We start from the raw sequence: 23,117 nt of genomic DNA, 5'->3' as shown, positions 1-23,117 counted from the left end.
CCGGTCGCGCATGTCGGCAACAACCGGCGCGCGGTGTTGAACGGCGCCCTGGGTTTACCGCCGACATCCAAAGTGATAGCAATTTCTCTCGGTGGCATCGATATGCGTCTGCCGGTCGAACATTGGCCGAGGCTTCCGGATGTGCACTGGCTAGTACCCGCATCATGGGAAGTGACGCACCCGGCCGTCACCGCGATGGAGTCACTCGATATGGCGATCACCGATATCTTATCGAGCGTTGATGTCCTAATCGGCAAACCGGGTTACGGCACGTTTGCCGAGGCCGCTTGCAACGGGACGCGGGTGTTGTACGTGCGCCGACCCGATTGGCCCGAGGACCCATTCCTCGTGGAATGGCTGATGCGTCACGGTAATGCGCTTGAAATTTCGCGCCGGCGACTCGAGTCCGGGGATTTAGCCGTCCCTTTGCGGAAACTCTGTGAACAACCGCGACGGCCACCGGTCATTCCTGCAGGAATTGAACACGCAGTGAATAATCTAATGTCCCATTGGCCGGGCAGCACCGTTAAGCGCCGCTCCAAGCCCGCTACCCGGTAATCTGCGCGCACGCCGGATTCGTGTCCATTTTTCAGGGCGATATTGACCCCCTTTGGGGCTGTCTTTATACTTCGCCCCCTTTGAAAAGGCCCCTTATTCACCGTTTTCAGGGTTAAAAGGCGATTTGCCTCATGGCGCTGACATGAACTTTGCCGCGGAGTAGCGGCACGGGGATGTGCCGCTGGCGGAGCTAAAAATGCTAACGCTGCGCGAAGAGGTGCGCCGGGTCATCGTGTTCCAGGCCTTGTTGACGCTGTTGGTTGCCGCAGGATTTGGCTATGCCCGCGGCGGGCCGGATATTTTGTCGGCTCTGTACGGTGGCGCGGTTGCGGTGTTGTTGAGCGCGTGGTTGGGGCGCGGCGTAAAGCGCGCCGTCGGTCTGGTCTCGCTGTGTGCCAATGCCCTCACCCGTTATGCCGCGGCCATGCTGTTCCTGGGAATCGGGATGGGCATGCTGAAATTGACACCCTTGCCGCTGATCGTCGCGTTTGCCGTCGCGCAGCTTGGATTTCTGGCGGGTGTACAGCGTAACTAGAACGATTCACGGCAGCAGTCGGACAATCGAATTTAATCGAAATAGCGGGGCTAAAGAATCATGACGGGCGACACGCTGACCTCGTCAGAATACATCAAGCATCACTTGCAAAACCTGACCTTTGGACGTCTTCCGGATGGTACCTGGGGTCTCGCCCATAGCGCTGACGAGGCCAAGGAGATGGGATTCTGGGCGTTGCACCTCGATTCCCTGGGCTTCGCGATCGGCCTGGGCGTGCTGTTCCTGTACCTGTTCCGGCTGGCCGCGAAGCGCGCCACCGCCGGCGTCCCGGGCGGATGGCAGAATTTCGTTGAGTGGATTCTGGATTTCGTGAACGGTGTGGTGCGCGGTTCGTTCAGCGGACGCAATCCCCTCGTGGCGCCCCTCGCGCTCAGTATTTTCATCTGGATCTTTCTGATGAATTTCATGGATCTGATTGCGGTCGACCTGTTGCCCGAGACCGCGAAACGAGTTGGTGTGCACTACCTCAAGATCGTGCCGACCACGGACCCGAATATCACCTTTGGCATGGCGATCGGTGTGTTCCTGCTCATTATTTACTACAGCATCAAGATCAAGGGTATCGGCGGGTTTCTCCGTGAGCTGACCCTGCAACCGTTCCAGGCCAATTCGATCGTCATGAAAATCGTGTTTCTTCCGTTCAATCTGTTCCTGGAGTCCGTCAATCTGCTGGCCAAGCCGGTGTCGCTGGCATTGCGACTGTTCGGCAACATGTACGCCGGCGAGATGATCTTCATCTTAATTGCGGTCATGTATAGTGCCAGCCTGCTGCTCGGCTCGTTTGCCGGCCTGCTGCAACTTGGCTGGGCCATTTTTCATATCCTGATCGTCACCCTGCAAGCGTTCATCTTCATGGTGCTGACGGTCGTGTATCTCGACATGGCGCATCAGGAGCACCACTGATTTCATCACTTTTCTGAAATTTTCATAGGAGATAAAAATGGAACAATCACTGCTGTACATCGCCGGCGCCATCATGATGGGCCTGGGCGCGCTCGGCGCGGCCGTGGGCATCGGCATCCTGGGGGGCCGGTTTCTCGAAGGCGTGGCGCGTCAGCCGGAACTGATCCCCACGCTGCGCACCCAGTTTTTCATCGTCATGGGTCTCGTGGACGCGGTGCCGATGATCGCGGTCGGTATATCAATGTACATCCTGTTTGCGGTCGTCGGCGGTTAGACGCAAACGCAGGCATTTTGATACCGGGGTAAAGGCTTATGAATATCAATGCCACCTTGATCGGGCAGATGATCGCGTTTGTGGTGTTTGTTTGGTTCTGCATGCGGTTCATCTGGCCGCCGCTCACCAAGGCGCTGGAAGACCGTCGACGCACCATCGCCGACGGCCTGGCGGCCGCCGAGCGCGGCCAGCGCGAGCAGGAGCTCGGCGAGAAAAAGGCGCTCGCCACCATTAAAAAGGCGAAGCAGCAGGCCGCCGAGGTCATTACGCTGGCCGAGAAACGCGCTACCGAAATCGCGGAAGCGGCGAAGCAACATGCCAAGTCCGAGGCGGAGCGCATCATCGCCGCGGCGCACGCCGATATCGAACAGGAAATAAACCGCGCCAAGGAACAACTGCGCGCCACCGTGTCACAACTCGCGGTCGCGGGTGCCGCGCGTATCCTGGAGCAGGAAGTGGACGCCAAGGCCCACGCCCGTCTCCTTGAAAACGTAGTCAAACAGCTGTAACGGAATTTCACTCGCCATGGCCGAAAAACAGACACTTGCCCGCCCGTATGCTGAAGCCGTATTCGACCGAGCCAAGGAGAGTAATGCCTTAATGCCATGGTCCGAGATGCTGGTCTTCCTGGCCGCGGTGGCGGCGGATGAAAACATGATGCGTCTGTTGGGCAACCCGCGCGTGGAACGTGCCCGCTTCCTTGAGTTGTTCCTGAGTGTTTGCGGCCAGTACATCAATGATGACGGCGCCAATCTGGTGCGCCTGCTCTTGGAAAACCGCCGTCTGGGCCTGCTGCCGGAAATCATTGCCCAGTTCGAAACGCGGCGGGCCGAAGCCGAGGCGCGCATCGAGGCTACCGTGGTCACCCCGTTCCCGCTGGCGGCCAGGCAAATGAAAACCATCAGCGAATCGCTCCGGCGCAAATTCGGACGCGAAGTCAACCTCACGACTCGGACGGATAAATCGCTGCTGGGTGGGATCGTGATTCGCGCCGGCGATCTGGTGATTGACGGTTCGATCCGCGGCCGGCTCGCCGAACTCGCCACGCATTTAAGCCATTAACCTAATTCTGACATTTCGGGAAACTACCCATGCAACTGAATCCATCTGAAATCAGCAGCCTGATCAAGTCGCGTATCGAGAAGTTCGAGGTCAAGGCCCAGACCCGCACAGAAGGCACGGTGGTGGCACTGACCGACGGCATCTGCCGCGTCCACGGCCTGTCCGACGTCATGCAGGGCGAAATGGTCGAATTCCCAGGCAACACCTACGGGCTCGCGCTCAATCTCGAGCGCGACTCGGTGGGTACCGTTATCATGGGCGAGTACAAGCACATCACCGAAGGCGACACGGTAAAGTGCACCGGTCGCATCATGGAGGTGCCGGTGGGCGATGAACTCATCGGCCGCGTGGTTAACGCGCTGGGCGCGCCGATCGACGGCCGCGGGTCCGTTAAGACCAAGCAAACCTCGCCGATTGAAAAAATCGCGCCGGGCGTGATTGCACGTCAGTCGGTTTCGCAACCGGTGCAGACGGGATTGAAGTCGATCGACTCGATGGTACCGATCGGGCGCGGCCAGCGTGAACTCATCATCGGTGACCGCCAGACCGGCAAGACGGCGCTGGCCGTGGACACCATCATCAATCAGAAAGGCGCGGGCGTGGTCTGTATTTATGTGGCCATCGGCCAGAAGGCCTCTTCGGTCGCGGGCGTGGTGCGTAAACTCGAAGAACACGGCGCTATGGGCCACACGATCGTGGTTGCCGCCACCGCCGCTGAATCCGCCGCCATGCAGTATCTCGCGCCCTACTCCGGCTGTTCGATGGGCGAATACTTCCGTGACGCCGGACGCGATGCGCTGATCATCTATGACGACCTGACGAAGCAGGCTTGGGCCTATCGCCAGATCTCGCTGCTGCTGCGCCGGCCGCCGGGGCGCGAGGCATATCCGGGCGACGTGTTTTATCTGCACTCGCGGCTACTCGAGCGCGCGTCGCGGGTGAACAGCGATTACGTGGAAAAAATCACGGGCGGCAAGATTAAGGGTAAGACCGGGTCGCTCACGGCGCTCCCGATTATTGAAACGCAAGCAGGTGACGTGTCCGCGTTTGTGCCGACCAACGTGATCTCGATCACCGATGGTCAGATTTACCTCGATACCGACCTGTTCAACGCCGGTGTCCGGCCCGCCATTAACGCTGGTCTTTCGGTATCGCGCGTCGGCGGCGCGGCCCAGACCAAGATCGTGAAGAAGCTCGGCGGCGGCGTGCGCCTCGCGCTTGCCCAGTTCCGCGAACTTGCGGCCTTCGCCCAGTTTGCCTCCGATCTCGACGCCACCACCCGCAAGCAGCTCGACCGCGGCCAACGCATCACCGAACTGATGAAGCAGCCGCAGTACTCGCCCATGTCCGTGGCTCAGATGTCGGTGTCGCTGTTCGCCGTGAACGAAGGGTTTCTCGACGACGTCGCGGTCAACAAGGTGCGTACATTCGAGGATGCGTTACAGTCGTTCATGAAGTCGCAGCATGCCGCACTCATGGAGAGTATCAACCAGAAATCGGATTACTCCGACGAGGTGGCGGCGCAGCTGCGCAAGATCATCACCGACTTCAAGGTGAACCACACATGGTAGTCACTAGTAGCAAGTTAAAAGTAGCAAGTAGCAAGAAGAACATTCCAAGATGTTTTATTTCTTGCCACTTGCCACTTGCCACTTGTAACTGAGGTTATATGGCGGTCGGCAAAGAGATACGCAAGAAGATCAAGTCCATCCAGAACACGCAGAAGATCACGCGTGCGATGGAGATGGTCGCGGCGAGCAAAATGCGCCGCGCCCAGGAACGCATGCAGGCGGCACGGCCGTATGCTTACAAGATTCGCAACGTCATCACCCACCTGCACCACGCGAATCCCGAATACAAACACCCGTTCGTGCTCGAACGCGAGGCCCGGCGGGTCGGCCTCATCATTGTCACCTCGGACCGGGGACTGTGCGGCGGTCTCAACACCAATCTGTTGCGCACGATGCTCATGACCATGAAGGAATGGGCGAATAAAAAAGTAACCATCGAGGTCTGCACCATCGGCAGCAAGGGGTTCAATTTCAACAAGCGCATCGGCTCGACCATCGTCTCGCATGTCTCGCACCTCGGCGACACGCCGCAGCTGGCCGACCTGATCGGCACGGTCAAGATCATGCTGGATGCCTATACCAAGGGCGAACTCGACCGGTTGTACCTGATCTACAACAATTTCGTGAATACCATGTCCCAGCAATCCCAGGTGGAGCAGTTGTTGCCGCTGCCGCCCTCGGAGCAGGAAGGCGAAAAACTGACGCATCACTGGGACTACATTTATGAACCGGATTCCAAGGAGGTGCTCGATGACCTCCTCACGCGCTATATCGAATCGCTGGTGTACCACGGCGTGATTGAAAATATTGCCTGTGAGCAGTCGGCACGTATGGTGGCGATGAAGGCCGCGAGCGACAACGCCGGCGCGCTGATCGACGAATTGAAACTGCGTTACAACAAGGCGCGCCAGGCAGCGATCACGCAGGAGATTGCCGAGATCGTCGGCGGTGCCGCGGCGGTTTAAGGCAGAGCAAAGAGGAAAGAAATTGGTTTCACTTTTCTCTTGTATCTTTTCTCTTTTCTCTAAGTTTATGGCGAGGAACGTAAAATGAGTTCTGGAAAGATAGTGCAAATCATCGGTGCCGTCGTGGACGTGGAGTTCCCGCGCGAATCGCTACCCAAGGTCTACGACGCACTCACGCTCCCGGACGGCAATCTGACTCTCGAGGTGCAGCAGCAGCTCGGCGACGGTGTCGTGCGCTGCCTCGCTATGGGCTCGACCGACGGCCTCAAACGCGGCGTGGACGTGGCCAGCACCGGTGCGCCAATCTCGGTGCCGGTTGGCGCTAAGACCTTGGGGCGCATCATGGACGTGCTCGGCAATCCGATCGACGAAAAAGGCCCGATAGGGGCCGAGAAAGCCATGCCGATTCACTGTCAGGCGCCCACGTACGAAGACCAGGCCCTAAGCACCGAGCTGCTCGAGACCGGCATCAAGGTCATCGATCTCATCTGCCCGTTTGCCAAGGGCGGCAAGATCGGCCTGTTCGGTGGCGCCGGTGTGGGCAAGACCGTCAACATGCTGGAGTTGATTAACAATATTGCCAAGGAGCACTCGGGCCTATCCGTATTCGCCGGCGTGGGCGAACGCACGCGCGAAGGCAACGATTTCTACCACGAGATGGCGGAATCGGGCGTCATCAACCTGGAAAACCTGTCCGATTCCAAAGTGGCTATGGTATACGGCCAGATGAACGAACCGCCGGGCAACCGCCTACGCGTTGCGCTCTCCGGCCTTACGATGGCCGAGTACTTCCGCGACGAAGGCCGCGATGTGCTGCTGTTCATCGACAATATCTACCGCTACACGCTCGCGGGTACGGAAGTCTCCGCGTTGCTCGGTCGCATGCCCTCCGCGGTGGGTTACCAGCCGACGCTGGCCTACGAAATGGGCATCCTGCAGGAGCGCATCACCTCGACCAAGAAGGGCTCGATTACCTCGGTGCAAGCGGTGTACGTACCGGCCGACGACCTGACCGACCCCTCGCCTGCGACTACCTTTTCGCATCTTGACGCGACCGTGGTGCTGTCGCGCCAGGTGGCGGAGCTCGGCATTTATCCCGCGGTGGACCCGCTCGATTCCACCAGCCGCCAGGTGGATCCGAACATCATCGGCGAGGAGCACTACCGCACCACGCGCGATGTGCAGTCGACGCTGCAGCGCTACAAGGAGCTGCAGGACATCATCGCAATCCTGGGCATGGACGAACTCTCCGAGGACGACAAGCTCGCGGTCTCGCGCGCGCGCAAGATCCAGCGCTTCCTGTCGCAGCCGTTCTTCGTGGCCGAGGTGTTCACCGGCACGCCGGGCAAGTTCGTCTCGCTCAAGGACACGATCCGCGGCTTCCGCGACATCGTCGACGGCGAGTACGACAGCTATCCGGAGCAGGCCTTCTACATGATCGGTTCCATTGACGAGGTGGCCGAGAAGGCCAAGACCTTGTAATGGCCATGACGATACATGTCGACATCGTGTCCGCCGAGAAGGAGATCTACTCCGGCAAGGCGGAGATGGTGTTCGCGCCGCTCGTGACCGGCGAGGTTGGCATCCTGCCGCGGCACGCGCCGCTGCTCGCGCGCATGAAGGCGGGCGAGGTGCGCGTGCGCACCGGCACCGAAGAGCTCTCGTTCTATGTCTCGGGCGGTATGCTGGAAGTGCAGCCGCACGTGGTCACGATCTTGGCCGATACCGCGCAACGCGCCAAGGACCTGGACGAAGCCGCCGCCCTCAAGGCCAAGGAACGCGCCGAAGAGGCGCTGCGGGATCGCAAGGCTGACATCGATTACGCCAAGGCCCAGGCCGAACTCGCCGAGGCCATCGCGCAGCTGCGCGCCATCCAGAAACTCCGCGAACGTACCCGCAAATAACCGGCGCTCGCCGACGTTGTCTCAAATCACCCCCGCCGAGCGGTTTTTTCCTATAGTTAACTGCGTGTGATTAAATCATTGCCCTGACCCATGCCCGCCCCCCTTGAAATCGTCATACTGGCCGCCGGTCAGGGGAAGCGCATGGCTTCCGATATCCCCAAGGTGTTGCATGACCTTGCCGGCAAACCGTTGTTGGCGCATGTCCTCGACACCGCGCAAGCCCTGAAGCCCGAGGCCATCCACGTGGTTTACGGCCACGGCGGCGAGCGGGTACGCGATGCCTTCCCCGAGACACCCGTGAAATGGGTACGACAGGAAGAGCAGAATGGCACGGGACATGCCCTAGCCCAGGCCATGCCCGCGGTTGCCGACCCGGCTACAGTACTGGTGCTTTTCGGCGATGTCCCGCTGATCCGCCCCCAGACCTTGAAGGTCCTGCTGGCGGCGAGCGCTTCAGGAAATCTTGCTCTGCTCACGGCGGAACTGGCGGATCCCGGCGGCTACGGCCGGATTCTCCGCAATCCGGCGGGTAAAGTCGTCCGGATCGCGGAAAGCCGGGATGCCACCCCCGCGGAAGCCGCGGTGCGCGAAATCAACACCGGGTTTATGGCGGCACCGTCAGCCCGGCTGAAAAAGTGGCTGTCCGGCCTGAACAACCGCAATGCCCAGGGCGAGTACTACCTGACTGATATAATTGGCTTGGCGGTAGCGGAAGGGGTGTCGATTGCAACGTGCACGCCCGCGGACATCAGCGAAATACTCGGCGTCAACAGCAAGCAGGAGCTCGCGCAATTGGAGCGCATTCACCAGCGCCAGCAGGCGGAGAAACTCATGCAGCAGGGTGTGACCCTGCGCGACCCGGCGCGTCTCGATGTGCGCGGCGAGCTCCGCTGCGGACGCGACGTGGTGATCGACGTCAATGTCATCTTCGAAGGTAAAGTCACACTGGGAGATCGTGTCCACATCGGGCCGAACAATTTTATCCGCGATTGCACGATCGGCACCGATACCGCCATTTTGCCGAATTGCGTGCTCGAAGGGGCTGACATTGGTACGAGTTGTCGCATTGGGCCGTTCTCCCGCATCCGCCCGGAAACAAAACTCGCCGCGCAGGTGCACGTCGGCAATTTCGTCGAAGTGAAAAAATCCGAGATCGGCGAGGGCGCCAAGATGAATCACTTGACTTACATCGGCGACTCGACCGTCGGGTGCGACGCCAACATCGGCGCCGGCACCATCACCTGCAACTACGACGGCGTGAACAAGCACCGCACCGTGATCGGCGATCACGCCTTCATCGGCTCGAACACCGCGCTGGTGGCTCCGGTGACCGTGGGTGCCGGCGCCGTCATCGGCGCTGGCTCGGTGATTTCCCGTGATGCGCCCGGGGGCGCGCTCACGCTGACCCGCGCGGAGCAGGTCACGCGACTCGGCTGGAAGCGGCCGGTAAAAAAAAGTAACAAGTAGCAAGTTGCAAGTGGCAAGAAAGAAAATGCTGAGGTCAGTGTTACTTGCTACTTGCTACTTGAAACTTGCAACTGGGGTTTAGCTATGTGCGGCATTGTCGGTGCGATCGCGCAGCGGAACGTGGTCCCGATCCTGATCGAGGGGCTAAAGCGCCTGGAATACCGGGGTTATGACTCGGCCGGCATCGCGGTGCTCGGAAACAGCAGCGCCGTCAAACTGGAACGCGTGCGGGCCGTCGGCAAGGTGAAGGCACTCGAGGACTCCGTTCAACAGCGCCACACCCAGGGCCAGACCGGCATCGCCCACACGCGTTGGGCCACGCACGGCGTGCCGACCGAGGACAACGCCCACCCGCATGTCAGCCACGACACCATCGCCGTGGTGCACAACGGCATCATCGAAAACCACGACGCGTTGCGCCAGAAACTGAAAGGCCTGGGTTACGTCTTCACGTCGCAGACCGACACCGAGGTGATCGCGCACCTGATTCATCATCATCTGGCGCAACACCGGGATTTGCTCCAGGCCGCCCGCGCCACGCTCGGCGAACTCGAAGGCGCGTACGCGCTGGGGATCGTGAGTCGCAACGCCCCCGGCCGGATGATCGCCGCGCGCAAGGGCAGTCCGCTCGTGATCGGAGTCGGCATCGAGGAACATTTCATCGGCTCGGATGTGCTCGCGCTCGCGCCGGTGACGCATAATGTAATCTATCTGGAAGACGGCGACATTGCCGATCTGACGCGCAGTTCCTGCGCCATTTACGACGCCACGGGCAAAAAGGTGGACCGCCCGGTGCGCGTGTCCGAGGCCTCGGCCGACGCCGTGGACCGCGGCCAGTACCGCAATTTCACCGAGAAGGAGATTTTCGAGCAGCCCAAGGCCGTGGCCGACACCCTGGAAGGACGCCTCGGCCGGCACCGGATTCTGGAAGCGGCCTTCGGTGTCGGCGCCCCCCGCGTGTTCGATGAAACCAAGGCGGTGCAGATCATCGCCTGCGGCACGAGCTATCACGCCGGGTCGGTCGCGCGCTACTGGATCGAAAGCATCGCGGGCATTCCCTGCAATGTCGAAATCGCGAGCGAATACCGCTACCGCAAGCACGTGGTCCTACCCGGCACGCTGGTCGTGACCATCTCCCAATCGGGCGAGACCGCCGACACGCTGGCGGCGCTGCAACAAACCAAGAAACTCGGTTACGGGCACTCGCTCGCCATCTGCAACGTGCCCGAGTCTTCCCTGGTGCGCGAATCGGAACTGACGCTGCTGACCCGCGCCGGCCCGGAAATCGGCGTGGCCTCGACCAAGGCCTTCACCACGCAACTCGCCGCGCTCTTGCTGCTCACCATCGCGCTCGCGCGCCGCCACGGCCTCACCGCCGAAAAGGAAAAGCAACTGGTCGAAGAACTCGAACTGCTGCCGGGGCGGATCCAGAAGGTGCTGGGACTGAGCGAGGAAATCCGCCAGCTCTCGGCGCGCTTCGTGGACAAGCAGCACGCGCTGTTCCTGGGCCGCGGGATGCATTACCCGATCGCCATGGAAGGCGCCTTGAAGCTCAAGGAAATTTCCTACATCCACGCCGAGGCCTATGCCGCCGGCGAATTGAAGCACGGCCCGCTCGCATTGGTGGACGCCAACATGCCGGTGATCACGGTGGCCCCCAACGACGAACTGCTGGAAAAACTGAAATCGAACCTGCAGGAAGTCCGCGCCCGCGGCGGAGAGTTATTCGTGTTCTCGGTCAAGGGCACCAAGGTGCGCGCCGACAACACCACCAAGATCCGCCTGCCCGAGGTGGGCGAAACCACCTCGCCGATCCTCTACACCATTCCGCTGCAGTTGTTGGCCTATTACGTCGCGCTCGCGAAGGGGACCGACGTAGACCAACCGCGGAATTTGGCGAAGTCAGTGACGGTCGAGTAGCTAATACAAGGGGCTTCAATGAAAACCACAACTTTCCTCATTGGCTTGGTGGCCGCCATTCTTGCTACCAGCGTACACGCTGACAGAATCACCATCGATCAAGGCAATATTTTATGGTTGGTTGCCACTTCAGCTTGCAAAGACACGTATGAATCCTGCAATGCGTCATGCCGGTCGCTTGCGGAACAGTGCTCTGGAAATGCCAATAAAAATTATGTAAAAGCCTGCCAAGCCAAAGTCCAAGCCTGCCGGAAAAAATGCGCCACTTATCTGGAGCGCTGTTCCAGTTCAAATTAGATATAAAAGGGACAGATTTGTTTTTCGAACGGCGTGGCCGCTAGTCTTCCTGGTAACTGAACTCTGTGCCTCACCCTCCCCACCGGGGTTCGCCAACTCGCCGGGCGCACACCACGCGCTACGGGCTCAAACACGGGGCTCGCTTGAATACTCCCGATGGGGCTGCGGTACTCGGTGCGCGCAACGGGTTCAATGAAACGACACGTAGAGTGAGTGGCAGACATCTCGTTGAACAAATCAGAGATATTATTCAGAAAATTACTTTGAGCTGTCAGAGATTCATTCTATTTCAGATTTCCCAGATTTTACCCTCGTTATCATCCGTTTTATCCCTGAGTTTGCCTTGATAGCAAATAACTCAATTTCTTTATGTCTCTGTGGAAATACCCTGAAGATTTCATCCGCAAAGGCTTGTCCGATGGCCTCTACCCCGCTGAAGTCGAACATAACTATTTTGAATAGTTCAATTCTTGCAAGAAGCCTTTTTGCTTGCGAACGAGATATAAGCTTATCATTTCCGTATTGCGCTAATTTTACAGGCACTACTGTTTTATTAAATCCAAATTCATCCCCGGATGAAAATTGATCAAATATCTTCTTTGTTGTGCGTGCAGTATGGTTATTCAGTTTCATCCACACCATGGTTTCATTTCCGGGTTTGTCTCGTTCTAGGATCCAATCCTCCCTGCCGCCAAATTTGTGCGAAAAATACACTCCTCCGGAGAGGATATCAAAGTCGTCAAACATCCTAGATGTAAAAAAGATACCTTCACCAGTATGATTCTTAGGGTCAGTAGTAAGCTTTCCTTTAGCAAGTTCAAGAATTGCATGCCGTTCATCTAAAAGATTCAGTTCTGTCTGGATTTTCTTAAAAATCCCTACCCCATCATCCCAAAGAAGCATTTCAGTATTTGCCGCAGTTTTTAGAATTCGAACATTTATTTCAGAACCGCCTGAATGATCTAACGCATTATTAAACATTTCTGTAAACCCGTAGTGCCAAATCTCAATAACGTTATCTGGCATTTGGCCAAGAACAACCGCTACATCGTTTCTCCAAACTAAGTCTTCGGCAAGCTCGCTTGAGATTTCAAAATGTCCCCTCCATTCCAACAGAGGGCAAAGCTTGTATATACGACTCCTTGTCTTTCCTGTCTCAGTTATGGCTTGTTCAGAAGTTAAATTTTGCAAGTGCTTGTTGACTGCTTGGCGTGTAATTCCAAAGTGCTCGGCCGTGAATCTGTTGATGTCGGTAGGATGTTTTTCAACATGCTCCAAAATAAATTTCCGGACATCCTCACCGCGCGTACGAATTCTTGTCATTTGACAACCACCTATTAAAATATTGTCAACTATAATAGATAACATTGTCAACTTTAAATAATTTATTGTCAACCATATGTCAAAATCATATATAACTTCAGTGACATACGATTAAGAATTGGTAATTGTACTATTGAGGAAATATCCCGATTTTCATCTCTTAATTATCACTTTAAGTGCGTTAATGGAACGCGAATTCCTGCTTTAGCAGATCGTTGATGAGATGGGTGAACGCCACCCTCTTCAAAGAGGCAATATGCTGTTTCTCGTAGACTCCTTACAGCAAGTTAATTTCAGTCGAGGACAGGTACCTGTTGCTTGACGTTGAATTCCAGCGCGGCCGGTCTAGCAGGGGCTGCGTTTCCGAACCGCTTGATTTCTTACTCAGTCTGCTCTAAGTGCTGACGGAATTGCTAGCCTACTGCGTTGCACTCGCCAGGAGAACCGATGTGGACCAACCGCGGAATCTGGCGAAATCGGTTACGGTGGAGTAACTCCTAGTAGTTTTTAAGTCCCTCTGATCTTTCTTTCGGTTGGAAAATTAATGCCAACCAATTGAATGGCAGCATGATTTTTTTGAATCAGCATTGCCTGATTTAAGCATAATCAAAACTTCAACCATACCCATGTTTACTCCGGTGGGTGAGCATGAGATATTGAAAGAAAGAATTTAATACTCAAGGCGCTCGAGGGACATGGGGAATCGTCCTGAGCGTGAACGGGGGGTCCTACTTGGTTTCGCGAATACCTGTTCTGCGCGCTTGGTTCACAGCTGTCTTTGTTTCGTTCATTGCCTTGTCGGCCTTGCTGCTGCCGGCGGTTGCGCAAAATTCCAACCCGGTTGCTGCGGTCTGGCTGGCCGATCACAAAAATCTCAAACGCATTGACCCCGGCGCCAACGAGGTCGACTTAAGCGTCTCGCTCGATCACGAAGCCAAGGCGCTCGCGGTTGACCCCACCGACGCCGCCGTCTGGGCGCTCGTCCAAAAGCAACTCCTCAAGTTCGACGGCAACGGCCAGCCCCTGCTTCAAGTCGATTTGAAAAACCTGGTCAACCGGCTCGACGATCCCAAACACCTGGCGCTCGATCCCTATGACGCCAGCCTGTGGGTCGGCGGCCAGAAAACCCTGCTGCATGTCGATTCGTAAGGGCAACGGCTGGGGGCCTGGACGGTTCCGGAGGTCATCCAGGCCCTGGCCCTCGATGTGGATGAAAGCCTGTGGTTGCTCGGTCACCGGCGTCTGCAACACCTCTCCCGGGAGGGGACCGTGTTGCACAGCCTGGACCTCAAACCCCATGTCAAGGAACCCGACCATCTCGTGGTGGACAGCCTCGGTGGGCTGCTGTGGGTGGCCGGCAAGACAGAGCTTGTGCGGTATGAATTAAACCGTCTCGATCAGCCGCCGCGCACGGTTTCGCTCCCATCCAAGACTCCCGGCGTGGCAGAGGTTCTGGCGCTCGCGGTCGATCCTCTGCTGGGCAATCTCTGGGTCGCCACGAAACAAGATCTCCTGTTCATCTATGACCGCGAGGCGAACCTCCTTAAAACCGTCGATCTTGGTCCGCACGCTCTCGGCGAGGCCCAGACGCTAGCATTCGAGCCGGCCGGCGCCAGCGTCTGGCTTGGGGGAAAGAAGGCCGTCGGTCGTTTCGACGGCGGCGGCGAGTTTGTGGCGCGCATCGCCGTTGACAAGGACGCGGAGGCGTTGGGCGTGGCGCCTTTCCAGCTGCTGCCGACACTGACCCTCCTGGCGCCCGAAAGCGGCGACCTCACCAACAATCCCCGCCCGCCGGTCCGGTTGGGGCTCGGGGCCAGTTGCAACGCCATACCCTGCCTCCTGCCGGAGGTTTACACCCGCACGCTGGCGCTTAGTGTGGACCTCAACGGCTCGCCCATCGGGTCGCTTTTCACCCGCTCGGCCACCGAGGCCTTGTTCGTGCCGGCGGACCGATTGCCGGAAGGTATTAACAACATAAATGCCCAAGCGGTTGACTTGTTCGGGCATCCCTCGAATCTGCTGACCGGGTATTTCACCATCGATACGATTCCGCCCCAGTTTCTCTCTGTCAGCCCGGCGAATGGAAGCACGGTCGCGCAAGCCGAGGTGACAATCAGTGGCAAGGTGGATGATGCTACCGCCAACGTCATGTTGCTCGATCAGGCGGGCAACGGTCTGAGCCTGGGCAGCAGCAGTTTTAATTTCACCGTCGTACTTAAACCCGGAACCAATGTCTTTGCTCTCGTTGCCCGCGACCCAGCCGGGAATGAAGCGAGTCTTAGTTTACAACTCACGCTTTCCCATGGGCTGGTCATCACGAACCTGACGCCAGGCGCAACAATCGAAGCCGATACGACGCTGGTGACGGGTACGTTTGAGGGGCCGGCGAACACCGGTATCACCATTAACGGTGTTGTCGCTCATATTTACGGCAACCGCTTTTTCGCCTATGCGGCGCTCGCACGCGGTGAAAATACATTGACGGTAGTCGCCACCACTCCAGACGGTGAGATCGGCCGACAGACAATAACCGTCGTCAGCACTGGGCCCGCGGCGATTAGCGTAGACAGAACCAATCCCTTACCCTATATCCAGACCGTAGCGGGTACAGGATTGCCGAGCTTTGGCGGCGACGGCGGTCCGGCGGTGCAAGCGCGCCTTCGATTTCCCATGTCCGTCGCCATCGCTCCCGATCACTCGCTATACATCGCCGACGCCGATAACAGCCGCATCCGTCGTGTGAACCCTGCCGGCGTGATTACCACGGTGGCGGGGACCGGTACCTATGGCTATTCCGGAGACGGGGGACCCGCGACCCAAGCCCGGATCGGATTTCCGGTCGATTTAGAGATCGGCCCGGATGGCAGTCTTTATCTGGCCGACGCCGACTTCCACGTCATCCGAAAAATCGACGCGACCGGAAAAATATCCACGATCGCGGGAACCGGTGAATCCGGTTACTTGGGTGACGGCGGTCCCGCCACCGCGGCGCAGTTTGCCCTGCCCAATGGGATTGCCCTGGCATCCGACGGATCGCTCTACATCGCCGATTTTTACAATCAGCGTATCCGCCGCGTGAGCGGTGACGGTATCGTCACCACGGTGGCGGGGAGCGGAGACTATGGTTTCGCCGGCGACGGCGGGCCGGCCACGGCGGCGCTTTTGGCCGGGCCGGCCGATGTGGCGGTAAACCCGGACGGCTCGCTCTATATTACCGATGCGGACAATGCGCGTGTTCGTCGCGTCAGCCCCGAAAACATCATTACTACTTTCGCCGGCACCGGCCGTGTCGGCTATAGCGGTGACGGCGGTTCGGCAACTGCCGCCGATATGCGCTATCCGATTAATCTCGCCCTCGGCATTGACGGTGCCTTGTACATTTCCGACATCGACGACCATCGCATCCGGCGAGTCGGTCCGGACGGCGTCATAACGACCGTGGCGGGTACCGGCACGCTGGGAAGCGAAGGTGACGGGGGTTTGCCGGTGCACGCGCAACTGGCATTCCCTTCCGGCATCGCGATGGATTCCGTCGGACAGCTTTATATCGCCGACAGCGTCAATAACCGCGTTCGCGCCTTCCCCACCGCGAATACCAGCGGCGATGCCGCCCCGCTCGCCACGAGTTTCCAGCTCGTCAACCCGACCGGCATTGCCATTCAGAAAATTGAAGTGGATTTCGATGGCGATGGGATAATTGACTTTACCGCCACCGATCCCAGCACGGCACTGTCATTCCTGTATCGCACACCCGGCGCGTACAACGCGCGGTTCATCATCACCGATACCACTGGCAAGGTGTACACCGTTACGCTCAGCATCGTTGTGAAAGATACCGCCGATACCGATCGCCTATTACGGGGCATTTATACCGGCATGTTGGAACGGCTCCGTGCTGGCAATACCGAGAGCGCCTTAAATGCCGTGAGCGGCGGCATGCGCGATAAATACCGCTCCGTCTTCACCGCCCTTAAACCGAACCTCCCGACCGTGGTCAACCAGCTCGGCACGCTCCAGACAGGTGTTATCGGCGAGGAGATGGCCGAGTACGTCCTCGTGCGCAGCCAAAACGGCCAACCGACCGCCTTCCTCATTTATTTCCTCAAGGGAGAGGATGGGGTGTGGCGGGTGGAGGGGATGTAAATGAGATTTACGATGTGGCGCACGCCACCTATCTAACCGATCACAGGGGAAAACTGACATGATGTCTTATCGTATAGCCGTGCTATTCCTCGCGTGTCTCCTTGCGCCTTCCGTCCATGCCGCATCGGACAGTTTCAAGGAAGGCAGCGTGCTACAAGACGGAACCGACACGGCAATCGCGGGCGCCGTCGTTGTGGTTCGCTGGCAGGATCGCTCCTTGGGCCGCCAGACCGGTTGCCTCCATACCGAGTCCGCCGTCACCGACGCACAAGGCCGCTACCGCGTTCCCGCCTGGCAAACACCGTCGGAGATTCCCGGCCCAGGCGCGGAACCGGTCGTGACGGTTTACAAGCAGGGGTTTCAACAATCCAGAATGCATGGAAGAAATCGAGATACGCAATATCTCAAGCCTTCGGTGCAGGAGCGCAAGGCACGTCTGGACTACCTCTTGCGCATCAACCACATCATCGAATGCCACGCCGCCGGTGACAGCCGCAAGAATCTGTTGCCCCTCAAGCAAGCGCTCTATCAGGAAGCGCTTGAGATGGCCGTGACCGAAGAGGACAAGAAAACCGTCGATGAACTGCAGGCCTCGATCGAGGCTACGGCAAAATGAGGCAATCGTGGAATCTGGAGAATCGGCTGATGCATCGAAAGGATGCCTCGCAGAATACCCTCCCTGATTTCTTTTTTCGTTTTATAGCAGCGGTGACGTTTGTGTTGCCGCTCAGCGCCTGTGCCACTCTTTATGGTGCTGCTACGGAGGGCCAGGTGCTGGAGGAAGGGACCAACAAACCCATTCCCGAGGCGATCGTCATCGTGCGTTGGGGCGGGGTCATTCCGACGATTGGCCACGCGAGCAGTGTCTGCGTGCATGTCGAGAATGCCACCACCAACAAGGACGGCCACTACCGCACCAAAGCCTGGACCGCTCCCTCCACCGTCGGCCCGGCGCCGCTTATTCAAATGAACATCGGCCCTGGCGCCTATGCCTGCAAGCCGGGGTACGAGTACATTGATACGCAGGGGCAGACGGTCTATCTCAAGCCCTTCACCGGGAGCCGGGGGGAGCGGTTGGAGTATTTATCGCGCGCAGCGGTGAGTTGTAGCCACATAAAGGAAATAGAAATCAAGCTGCTCCCGCTTTACAAGGCTCTCTACGAGGAAGCCAGCAGTATCGCCGTCACGAAAGAGGAGAAGCTCAAAGCGCTTCATCATTTAAAAGACATCGAAAAGCTCGAAATAGGTTCGACCCAGGCGTGGGAGAACTTCCACCGAAGGGAGAAAGAACTTAAATGAAGACGATACGTTTCGTTTTCTTCCTTGCCGTATTGGTTTCCTACTCGGCAAATGCATACGAGTTGGCGACGCATGGCCGCTTGACCAACGAAGCGTACAAGCACTCCGTGCTTGTCAAAGATCCCGAACTGCTAAAGCAGCTCGGTATTAAAGACAAGCCAAACGCCTTTGGCGAATCTTATTATGACGTGTCGGGTAGCGAGGTAAGGGAGCGCCAGAAAAACGATTTTGAGGAAAGCAGGGATCGGATGCCGCGAGAGGTGAATCCGCTTTCCCTCCCCGGCTGGCTCCTCCGCGGCGCCATCCGCGAGGACGACGCCTACGGCGAAGACAACCCCCAAGACGATCGCGACCCCGCCAACGCGACACTCCGCCGCCCCCTGCATCACTTCTTTGATCCTGCCAACAACCGCCCGTTAACGGTGACGGGAATTGGCTTGCTCGACTCCGACATCCACACCGCTCCCGCCTGGGGCCTGGGCACCACCAACGCCAATGCCTTCACCCAGCCCAATACTCCTGAGACCGGTCGACGCAACCACTTCACCGTGTTCGATGCCAGAGAGGCGATGTACCGCGCGCTGACGGGCAAGAACCTAGCCGGCGACAACGTCGCCACAACGAAGGAACAACGTAACCGCTATTGGGCCACCGCCTTCCGCGCCCTGGGTGATGTGGTGCACCTCATTCAGGACATGGGGCAGCCGCAGCACACGCGCAACGATGCCCATTCCGGAGAGTGCAGCGCTGCCCTAAACGCCCCAGCCGTCGCTGCTACATCGGTTCCAGCCACGCTCACCGAGGCGGTCAAAACACTTCAAGCACGGAGGCTCGCATGAAATACCGAAAGCTGACGTCGTCCCTAGCACTCCTCGTTTCCTTGCTCCCCCTGACCGCCTGCGCCTTATCGGGAAAGGCGATAGACGGCAAGGTACTGGAAGAAGGCACACAACAACCCATCCCCAGCGCCATCGTCGTCGCCCGCTGGCAAGGCCACCTCGCGTCCTGGGGCCACGGCAAGACCGTCTGCTATCACGTCCTGACGACCACCAGCGATGAGCGCGGACACTTCCATTTCCCGGCGTGGAAAAAAGACATCACCGAAGACTGGCAAAAGAACATACGCCCCGAAGATGTCCTCATCGACGCCTATAAACCCGGCTACGGGCTACCCACCGCGCCTTCGCAAAAGCGGGAGATTGTGTTGCTCAAGCCCTTCACCGGGACGCGGGGTCAAAGGTTCCAATCGTTATGGCGCAATTTCAGAGCAACAGGCTGTCACGCCGCAGGCCGCAGCGCCAGGAATCTCTATCCACTTTACAAGGCCACCTATGAGGAGAGTAAACCCTTAGCGGCTACGGACGAAGAAAAGCGACTGCTACAGATTATGCGCGAACTCACTGCATCGGCATGGATCGCGGAAGACGATAGCAGGAGCACTGGCGAAGAACAGAAGTTAATTAAAGAATTCCTACGAGACCACCTGCCATGAATAAACAAGTTTGGGCGCTTTCGTTCGGTCTGCTGTTTGGTGTTTTTTCAAACACGGCAGTTGCATACGAACTTGCTACGCATGGAGCTATCACCAATGAAGCTCATAAGCGCTCCATACTGATGGACGGTGAATTCCTCAAGCAATTGGGCATCAATTTACAGACGAAGCCAGAAGAACCCTTTGGCTCTATTTACTACGACGTATCGGGGGCCGACGTTAAAACACGTGAATCAAATTCGTTCGAAGACACGATAATCAAAAGACTCGGTGCCCAACCCCTCTCCATCGCCGGCTGGCTCCTCCGCGGCGCCATCCGCGAAGACGACGCCTACGGCGAAGACAACCCCCAAGACGATCGCGACCCCGCCAACGCGACACTCCGCCGCCCCCTGCATCACTTCTTTGATCCTGCCAACAACCGCCCGTTAACGGTGACGGGAATTGGCTTGCTCGACTCCGACATCCACACCGCTCCCGCCTGGGGCCTGGGCACGACCAACGCCAATGCCTTCACCCAGCCCCATGCCCCCGAAGCGGGCCGGCGCAATCACTTTACGATCTTCGATGTCCGCGAAGCGATGTACCGCGCCTTGACCGGTCGGAAGCAAAATGGCAGCGAAGACAGCCACGCGCAGACCAAGGCCGGCCGCGACAAATACTGGGCCACCACCTTCCGCGCCCTGGGCGATGTGGTGCATCTCATTCAGGACATGGGGCAACCGCAGCACACGCGCAACGACCAACATGCCGGCAAGTTCCCACAGACTCTGACCGGCCACACCAGCGTCTACGAAAAGTACATCGAAGCCCGCGCCACCGGCGCCCAAAGCCACACCGTCGACGGTCAAACGATCACCCCGGCCCCGCTCGACTACCTCGGGTCAACCACTGCTTCCCCCGACGGCTATTCGCTCCCTCGCTTCACCCGCTACAGCGACTACTGGAGCACAAGCCCCGGCAGCGACCAAACCCCCGGTCTTGGCCTTGCCGACTACAGCAACCGCGGCTTTTTCACCGCCGGCACGAACTTAGGCGCAAACGCCTATCGCCTGCCGGATAACAATGCGGCCGCCTATACCCCGGAGTCGGCGCAAGGACTGCTCCCGCACCTCCCGCGCGAGCGAATCCATTTCTTACGCGGCGGCCCGGACAACATCCGCATGACCACCGAAGGCCTGTTCGATTTCTGGCTCGTTAACACCCCGCCATCCTATAGCCTCAACCGCTTCAACTACGACGCCCAGGCCAACCTCTTAATCCCCCGCGCCGTGGCCTACAGCGCCGGCCTCATCGACTACTTCTTTCGGGGACGAATCGAAGCCGAAGACGCCCATTTCGCCGACCACGGCATTGCGCTCAAACTCCGGAACACCCTGGATCCCGACCTCCAACCCGAATGGCGAGACGAGTCGCTCCATGCCCAAACCCGCTCGGGGGACCCGAGCACGTTGACCGTCACCTATGAATACAAGGACGAGCAGAACGTGACCCGCCATGTCACGTCGAATCCGATCCCGCTGGTGACCGATCCTAATAACAGCGCCAACGACGACAACATCGCCCCGGGCGAGACTTCCCGGAACGTCTATTCCTTTACGATGGAGGTTCCCTTTGTTGATCCGGCCAGGCCCCGAATCTACCAAGACCTCCAATATCGCTTGGTGTATCGCGGCCGACTGGGTAATGAAGACGATGCCGTGGTGGCAACGACCTTTCGGCCTGTATCCGGTTTTCTGGTAACGCCTAACAACTATGTTCCCGCCGATGGAATTAGCGGCCCGCGGATGATTTTCAGAACTTCCACGGGATGGAAGTTGGCTCCGGATTCCGGATTGGTGGCGGGTAATATCGATTGGAAAGGGAGATATGAAGCCGATCCCGCCGATCCCACGGGAACAACAAAACCCACCAAGGTGCTTTCCTGGGTCGGCCCCAAGATGCGTTATTTTCCGGATTATGAAACATGCCGATCCGCCCCGTTTAATCGCTGCCAATGGCTTTCTCGCAGTGATTTCAGTCGCGCGATTTTCGAGAACGGAAAGGTCCTCGCGAACGCCCCGGGAGATGTGCTGGGCGCCGCCATAACCAAGGATCTCGCTGGAAAGGATTGGTTGGTGGCCATTTGTATGATGGGAGCTGAGGATGTCGTTTATCGACGTCCCTACCGGAACGGATCAGATTCGCCTTACGATCCCGTGAACGCGCCGAACGGTTGGGAAAAGATTGGCCACTTCGACGCCAGTTCGCTGAATCAAGGCGCGTCGCGGACCACGCATCATGCCGACATACCCTGGTTTTTCAGTGGGGATGGCAAAAAGGCGCAGACCATGCGCCGCTGGTGGGAAACAACGAGCAACGATTTCTTGCAGAAAGAAATGCGCCTTGAAATAAATATTACCGACGATATTGCGCTGGTCTTGCCTCCCCAGAATCATGGCAACCTCGGAGGTTATGAGGGCATCTACACCTGCGGCACAAACTACGATCAATATGGCGCGGGTACCGGCCAATCGACCGCCAGCAGCAGTGGCGAATACATTATTGCCGTGGATTATGACGACGGGAACGAAGTTCTCGCCAAGATTCGCGTCACCGGTAACAGCACCAAAACCACGACGGTGAAAGTGGCGCACAACCATGAGCCGGATGAAGGCCACTCGAAAGACGTGGTGACGGGCACGACACAGCTGAGCGGAACGCCTTACAAAGAAGATTTGTTATGGAAGGACGGAAAGGTTATCGCCACGTTCTCGGACGGGCGAACAGATAATGTGTCGTGGGGTACCGGCCCCGAGCCATCGAATAATTATTACAAGCGTAGCATCGATCGTGCGACGCACCAGAAGGAAATCAGTTATCTCGTGGATTTGCGTTATAACCTCTATTCATACTATTTCGTTAATGTCCATAGCCGGGAAGATATCGCCGGTGGCGTCATAAACTATGCAGAAAATGCTGATGAAGGCAATGAGATTGTATCGGATTTGATGTCATCGAAGATTTCCTTGTACAGCCATGCATGGCCACCTTATACGTCAAGCACTTCTCCTTATCGAATAGAGAGAGAATTGAATTGCGGCTCAGTCCCCAGTCCTTTTATCACACGCAGGTATGGCTTATCCAATTTCGGCTGGTTCCTACAGAGTCCTGGGTCGGGCATGGTCGATAGTCGGGGTAATTACGCCATTTCGCATCCTTCGGCGGCGGATTATGGTTATGAGACATTGGCCCCCACGAATTTGCTTACCGACGGAAAATTGGAGGACGTAATAAAAAATGCTCCGCCTAATGCCTTTTATTATCCAATTAGCGTTTTACGCTGAGTTAAATGCAACTGAGTTGAATGCACATGATCGATGAGCTAGGGATGTATAAGTTTG

20 protein-coding genes and 1 pseudogene are annotated in these 23,117 nt (G+C 57.8%); 20 read left to right on the top strand and 1 reads right to left on the bottom strand.

Features of this window, described 5'->3' with window-relative positions; genetic code table 11:
• The 13 genes and pseudogenes from WD823_RS09005 to WD823_RS08945 all read left to right on the top strand — a co-directional run.
• A pseudogene (locus WD823_RS09005) lies at positions 1-558 on the top strand (hypothetical protein); the annotation flags it as partial.
• 196 nt (positions 559-754) lie between these two features.
• The gene (locus tag WD823_RS09000; RefSeq protein WP_368429151.1) at positions 755-1,093 is read left to right on the top strand and encodes an ATP synthase subunit I; all 339 of its coding nucleotides are present in this window, start codon (positions 755-757) and stop codon (positions 1,091-1,093) included.
• 60 nt (positions 1,094-1,153) lie between these two features.
• Positions 1,154-2,017, top strand: coding sequence for a F0F1 ATP synthase subunit A (atpB, locus tag WD823_RS08995; protein WP_368429150.1), 864 nt, complete (start codon positions 1,154-1,156; stop codon positions 2,015-2,017).
• A 31-nt stretch (positions 2,018-2,048) separates the two neighbouring features.
• The gene (gene atpE, locus WD823_RS08990; RefSeq protein WP_368429317.1) at positions 2,049-2,291 is read left to right on the top strand and encodes a F0F1 ATP synthase subunit C; all 243 of its coding nucleotides are present in this window, start codon (positions 2,049-2,051) and stop codon (positions 2,289-2,291) included.
• 38 nt (positions 2,292-2,329) lie between these two features.
• The gene (locus WD823_RS08985) at positions 2,330-2,800 is read left to right on the top strand and encodes a F0F1 ATP synthase subunit B (RefSeq protein ID WP_368429149.1); all 471 of its coding nucleotides are present in this window, start codon (positions 2,330-2,332) and stop codon (positions 2,798-2,800) included.
• Between the two features lie 16 nt (positions 2,801-2,816).
• Positions 2,817-3,353 (top strand): F0F1 ATP synthase subunit delta, encoded by a 537-nt coding sequence (locus WD823_RS08980; RefSeq protein ID WP_368429148.1) that lies wholly within the window; start codon positions 2,817-2,819, stop codon positions 3,351-3,353.
• A 29-nt stretch (positions 3,354-3,382) separates the two neighbouring features.
• Positions 3,383-4,924: a F0F1 ATP synthase subunit alpha gene (atpA, locus tag WD823_RS08975; RefSeq protein ID WP_368429147.1), complete on the top strand. Its 1,542-nt coding sequence runs from the start codon at positions 3,383-3,385 to the stop codon at positions 4,922-4,924.
• Between the two features lie 98 nt (positions 4,925-5,022).
• The gene (gene atpG / locus WD823_RS08970; RefSeq protein WP_368429146.1) at positions 5,023-5,889 is read left to right on the top strand and encodes a F0F1 ATP synthase subunit gamma; all 867 of its coding nucleotides are present in this window, start codon (positions 5,023-5,025) and stop codon (positions 5,887-5,889) included.
• An 84-nt stretch (positions 5,890-5,973) separates the two neighbouring features.
• Complete coding sequence (gene atpD / locus WD823_RS08965) at positions 5,974-7,371, top strand: F0F1 ATP synthase subunit beta (protein ID WP_368429145.1); 1,398 nt, start codon at positions 5,974-5,976, stop codon at positions 7,369-7,371.
• On the top strand, positions 7,371-7,793 hold the full coding sequence (locus tag WD823_RS08960) for a F0F1 ATP synthase subunit epsilon (RefSeq protein WP_368429144.1): 423 nt from the start codon (positions 7,371-7,373) through the stop codon (positions 7,791-7,793). The genes atpD and WD823_RS08960 overlap by 1 nt, the downstream gene beginning before the upstream one ends.
• 90 nt (positions 7,794-7,883) lie before the next feature.
• Positions 7,884-9,260 carry a bifunctional UDP-N-acetylglucosamine diphosphorylase/glucosamine-1-phosphate N-acetyltransferase GlmU gene (gene glmU, locus WD823_RS08955; protein WP_368429143.1) on the top strand — a complete coding sequence of 459 codons (1,377 nt, stop codon included), beginning with the start codon at positions 7,884-7,886 and terminating at the stop codon, positions 9,258-9,260.
• Positions 9,261-9,344: 84 nt separating this feature from the next.
• Positions 9,345-11,180: a glutamine--fructose-6-phosphate transaminase (isomerizing) gene (glmS, locus tag WD823_RS08950; RefSeq protein WP_368429142.1), complete on the top strand. Its 1,836-nt coding sequence runs from the start codon at positions 9,345-9,347 to the stop codon at positions 11,178-11,180.
• A gap of 18 nt (positions 11,181-11,198) precedes the next feature.
• Positions 11,199-11,477 (top strand): hypothetical protein, encoded by a 279-nt coding sequence (locus WD823_RS08945; RefSeq protein WP_368429141.1) that lies wholly within the window; start codon positions 11,199-11,201, stop codon positions 11,475-11,477.
• A 279-nt stretch (positions 11,478-11,756) separates the two neighbouring features.
• Here WD823_RS08945 and WD823_RS08940 read toward each other — a convergent pair whose 3' ends face one another.
• A complete protein-coding gene (locus tag WD823_RS08940) occupies positions 11,757-12,800 on the bottom strand; it encodes a DUF4325 domain-containing protein (RefSeq protein ID WP_368429140.1) in 1,044 nt (347 codons plus the stop codon).
• Positions 12,801-13,595: 795 nt separating this feature from the next.
• Here WD823_RS08940 and WD823_RS08935 point away from each other — a divergent pair.
• Genes WD823_RS08935 through WD823_RS08905 form a run of 7 tightly spaced genes read left to right on the top strand, consistent with a single transcriptional unit; the run spans position 13,596 to position 23,060 of the window.
• The gene (locus WD823_RS08935) at positions 13,596-13,949 is read left to right on the top strand and encodes a hypothetical protein (protein ID WP_368429139.1); all 354 of its coding nucleotides are present in this window, start codon (positions 13,596-13,598) and stop codon (positions 13,947-13,949) included.
• A gap of 57 nt (positions 13,950-14,006) precedes the next feature.
• A complete protein-coding gene (locus WD823_RS08930; RefSeq protein WP_368429138.1) occupies positions 14,007-16,943 on the top strand; it encodes a hypothetical protein in 2,937 nt (978 codons plus the stop codon).
• A 58-nt stretch (positions 16,944-17,001) separates the two neighbouring features.
• Positions 17,002-17,559: a carboxypeptidase-like regulatory domain-containing protein gene (locus tag WD823_RS08925; RefSeq protein WP_368429137.1), complete on the top strand. Its 558-nt coding sequence runs from the start codon at positions 17,002-17,004 to the stop codon at positions 17,557-17,559.
• A 29-nt stretch (positions 17,560-17,588) separates the two neighbouring features.
• On the top strand, positions 17,589-18,242 hold the full coding sequence (locus tag WD823_RS08920) for a hypothetical protein (RefSeq protein ID WP_368429136.1): 654 nt from the start codon (positions 17,589-17,591) through the stop codon (positions 18,240-18,242).
• Positions 18,239-19,081 (top strand): hypothetical protein, encoded by an 843-nt coding sequence (locus WD823_RS08915; protein ID WP_368429135.1) that lies wholly within the window; start codon positions 18,239-18,241, stop codon positions 19,079-19,081. Before WD823_RS08920 ends, WD823_RS08915 begins: the two co-directional genes overlap by 4 nt.
• A complete protein-coding gene (locus WD823_RS08910; protein WP_368429134.1) occupies positions 19,078-19,734 on the top strand; it encodes a hypothetical protein in 657 nt (218 codons plus the stop codon). The genes WD823_RS08915 and WD823_RS08910 overlap by 4 nt, the downstream gene beginning before the upstream one ends.
• Positions 19,731-23,060: a hypothetical protein gene (locus WD823_RS08905; protein WP_368429133.1), complete on the top strand. Its 3,330-nt coding sequence runs from the start codon at positions 19,731-19,733 to the stop codon at positions 23,058-23,060. The genes WD823_RS08910 and WD823_RS08905 overlap by 4 nt, the downstream gene beginning before the upstream one ends.
• The last annotated feature ends 57 nt before the right edge of the window (positions 23,061-23,117 follow it).

It is taken from the genome of Sulfuricaulis sp., assembly GCF_040901545.1.
Lineage (GTDB): Bacteria > Pseudomonadota > Gammaproteobacteria > Acidiferrobacterales > Sulfurifustaceae > Sulfuricaulis.
The sequence above is the reverse complement of the archived record's forward strand: the minus strand, read 5'-3'. Positions and strand labels throughout refer to the sequence as shown.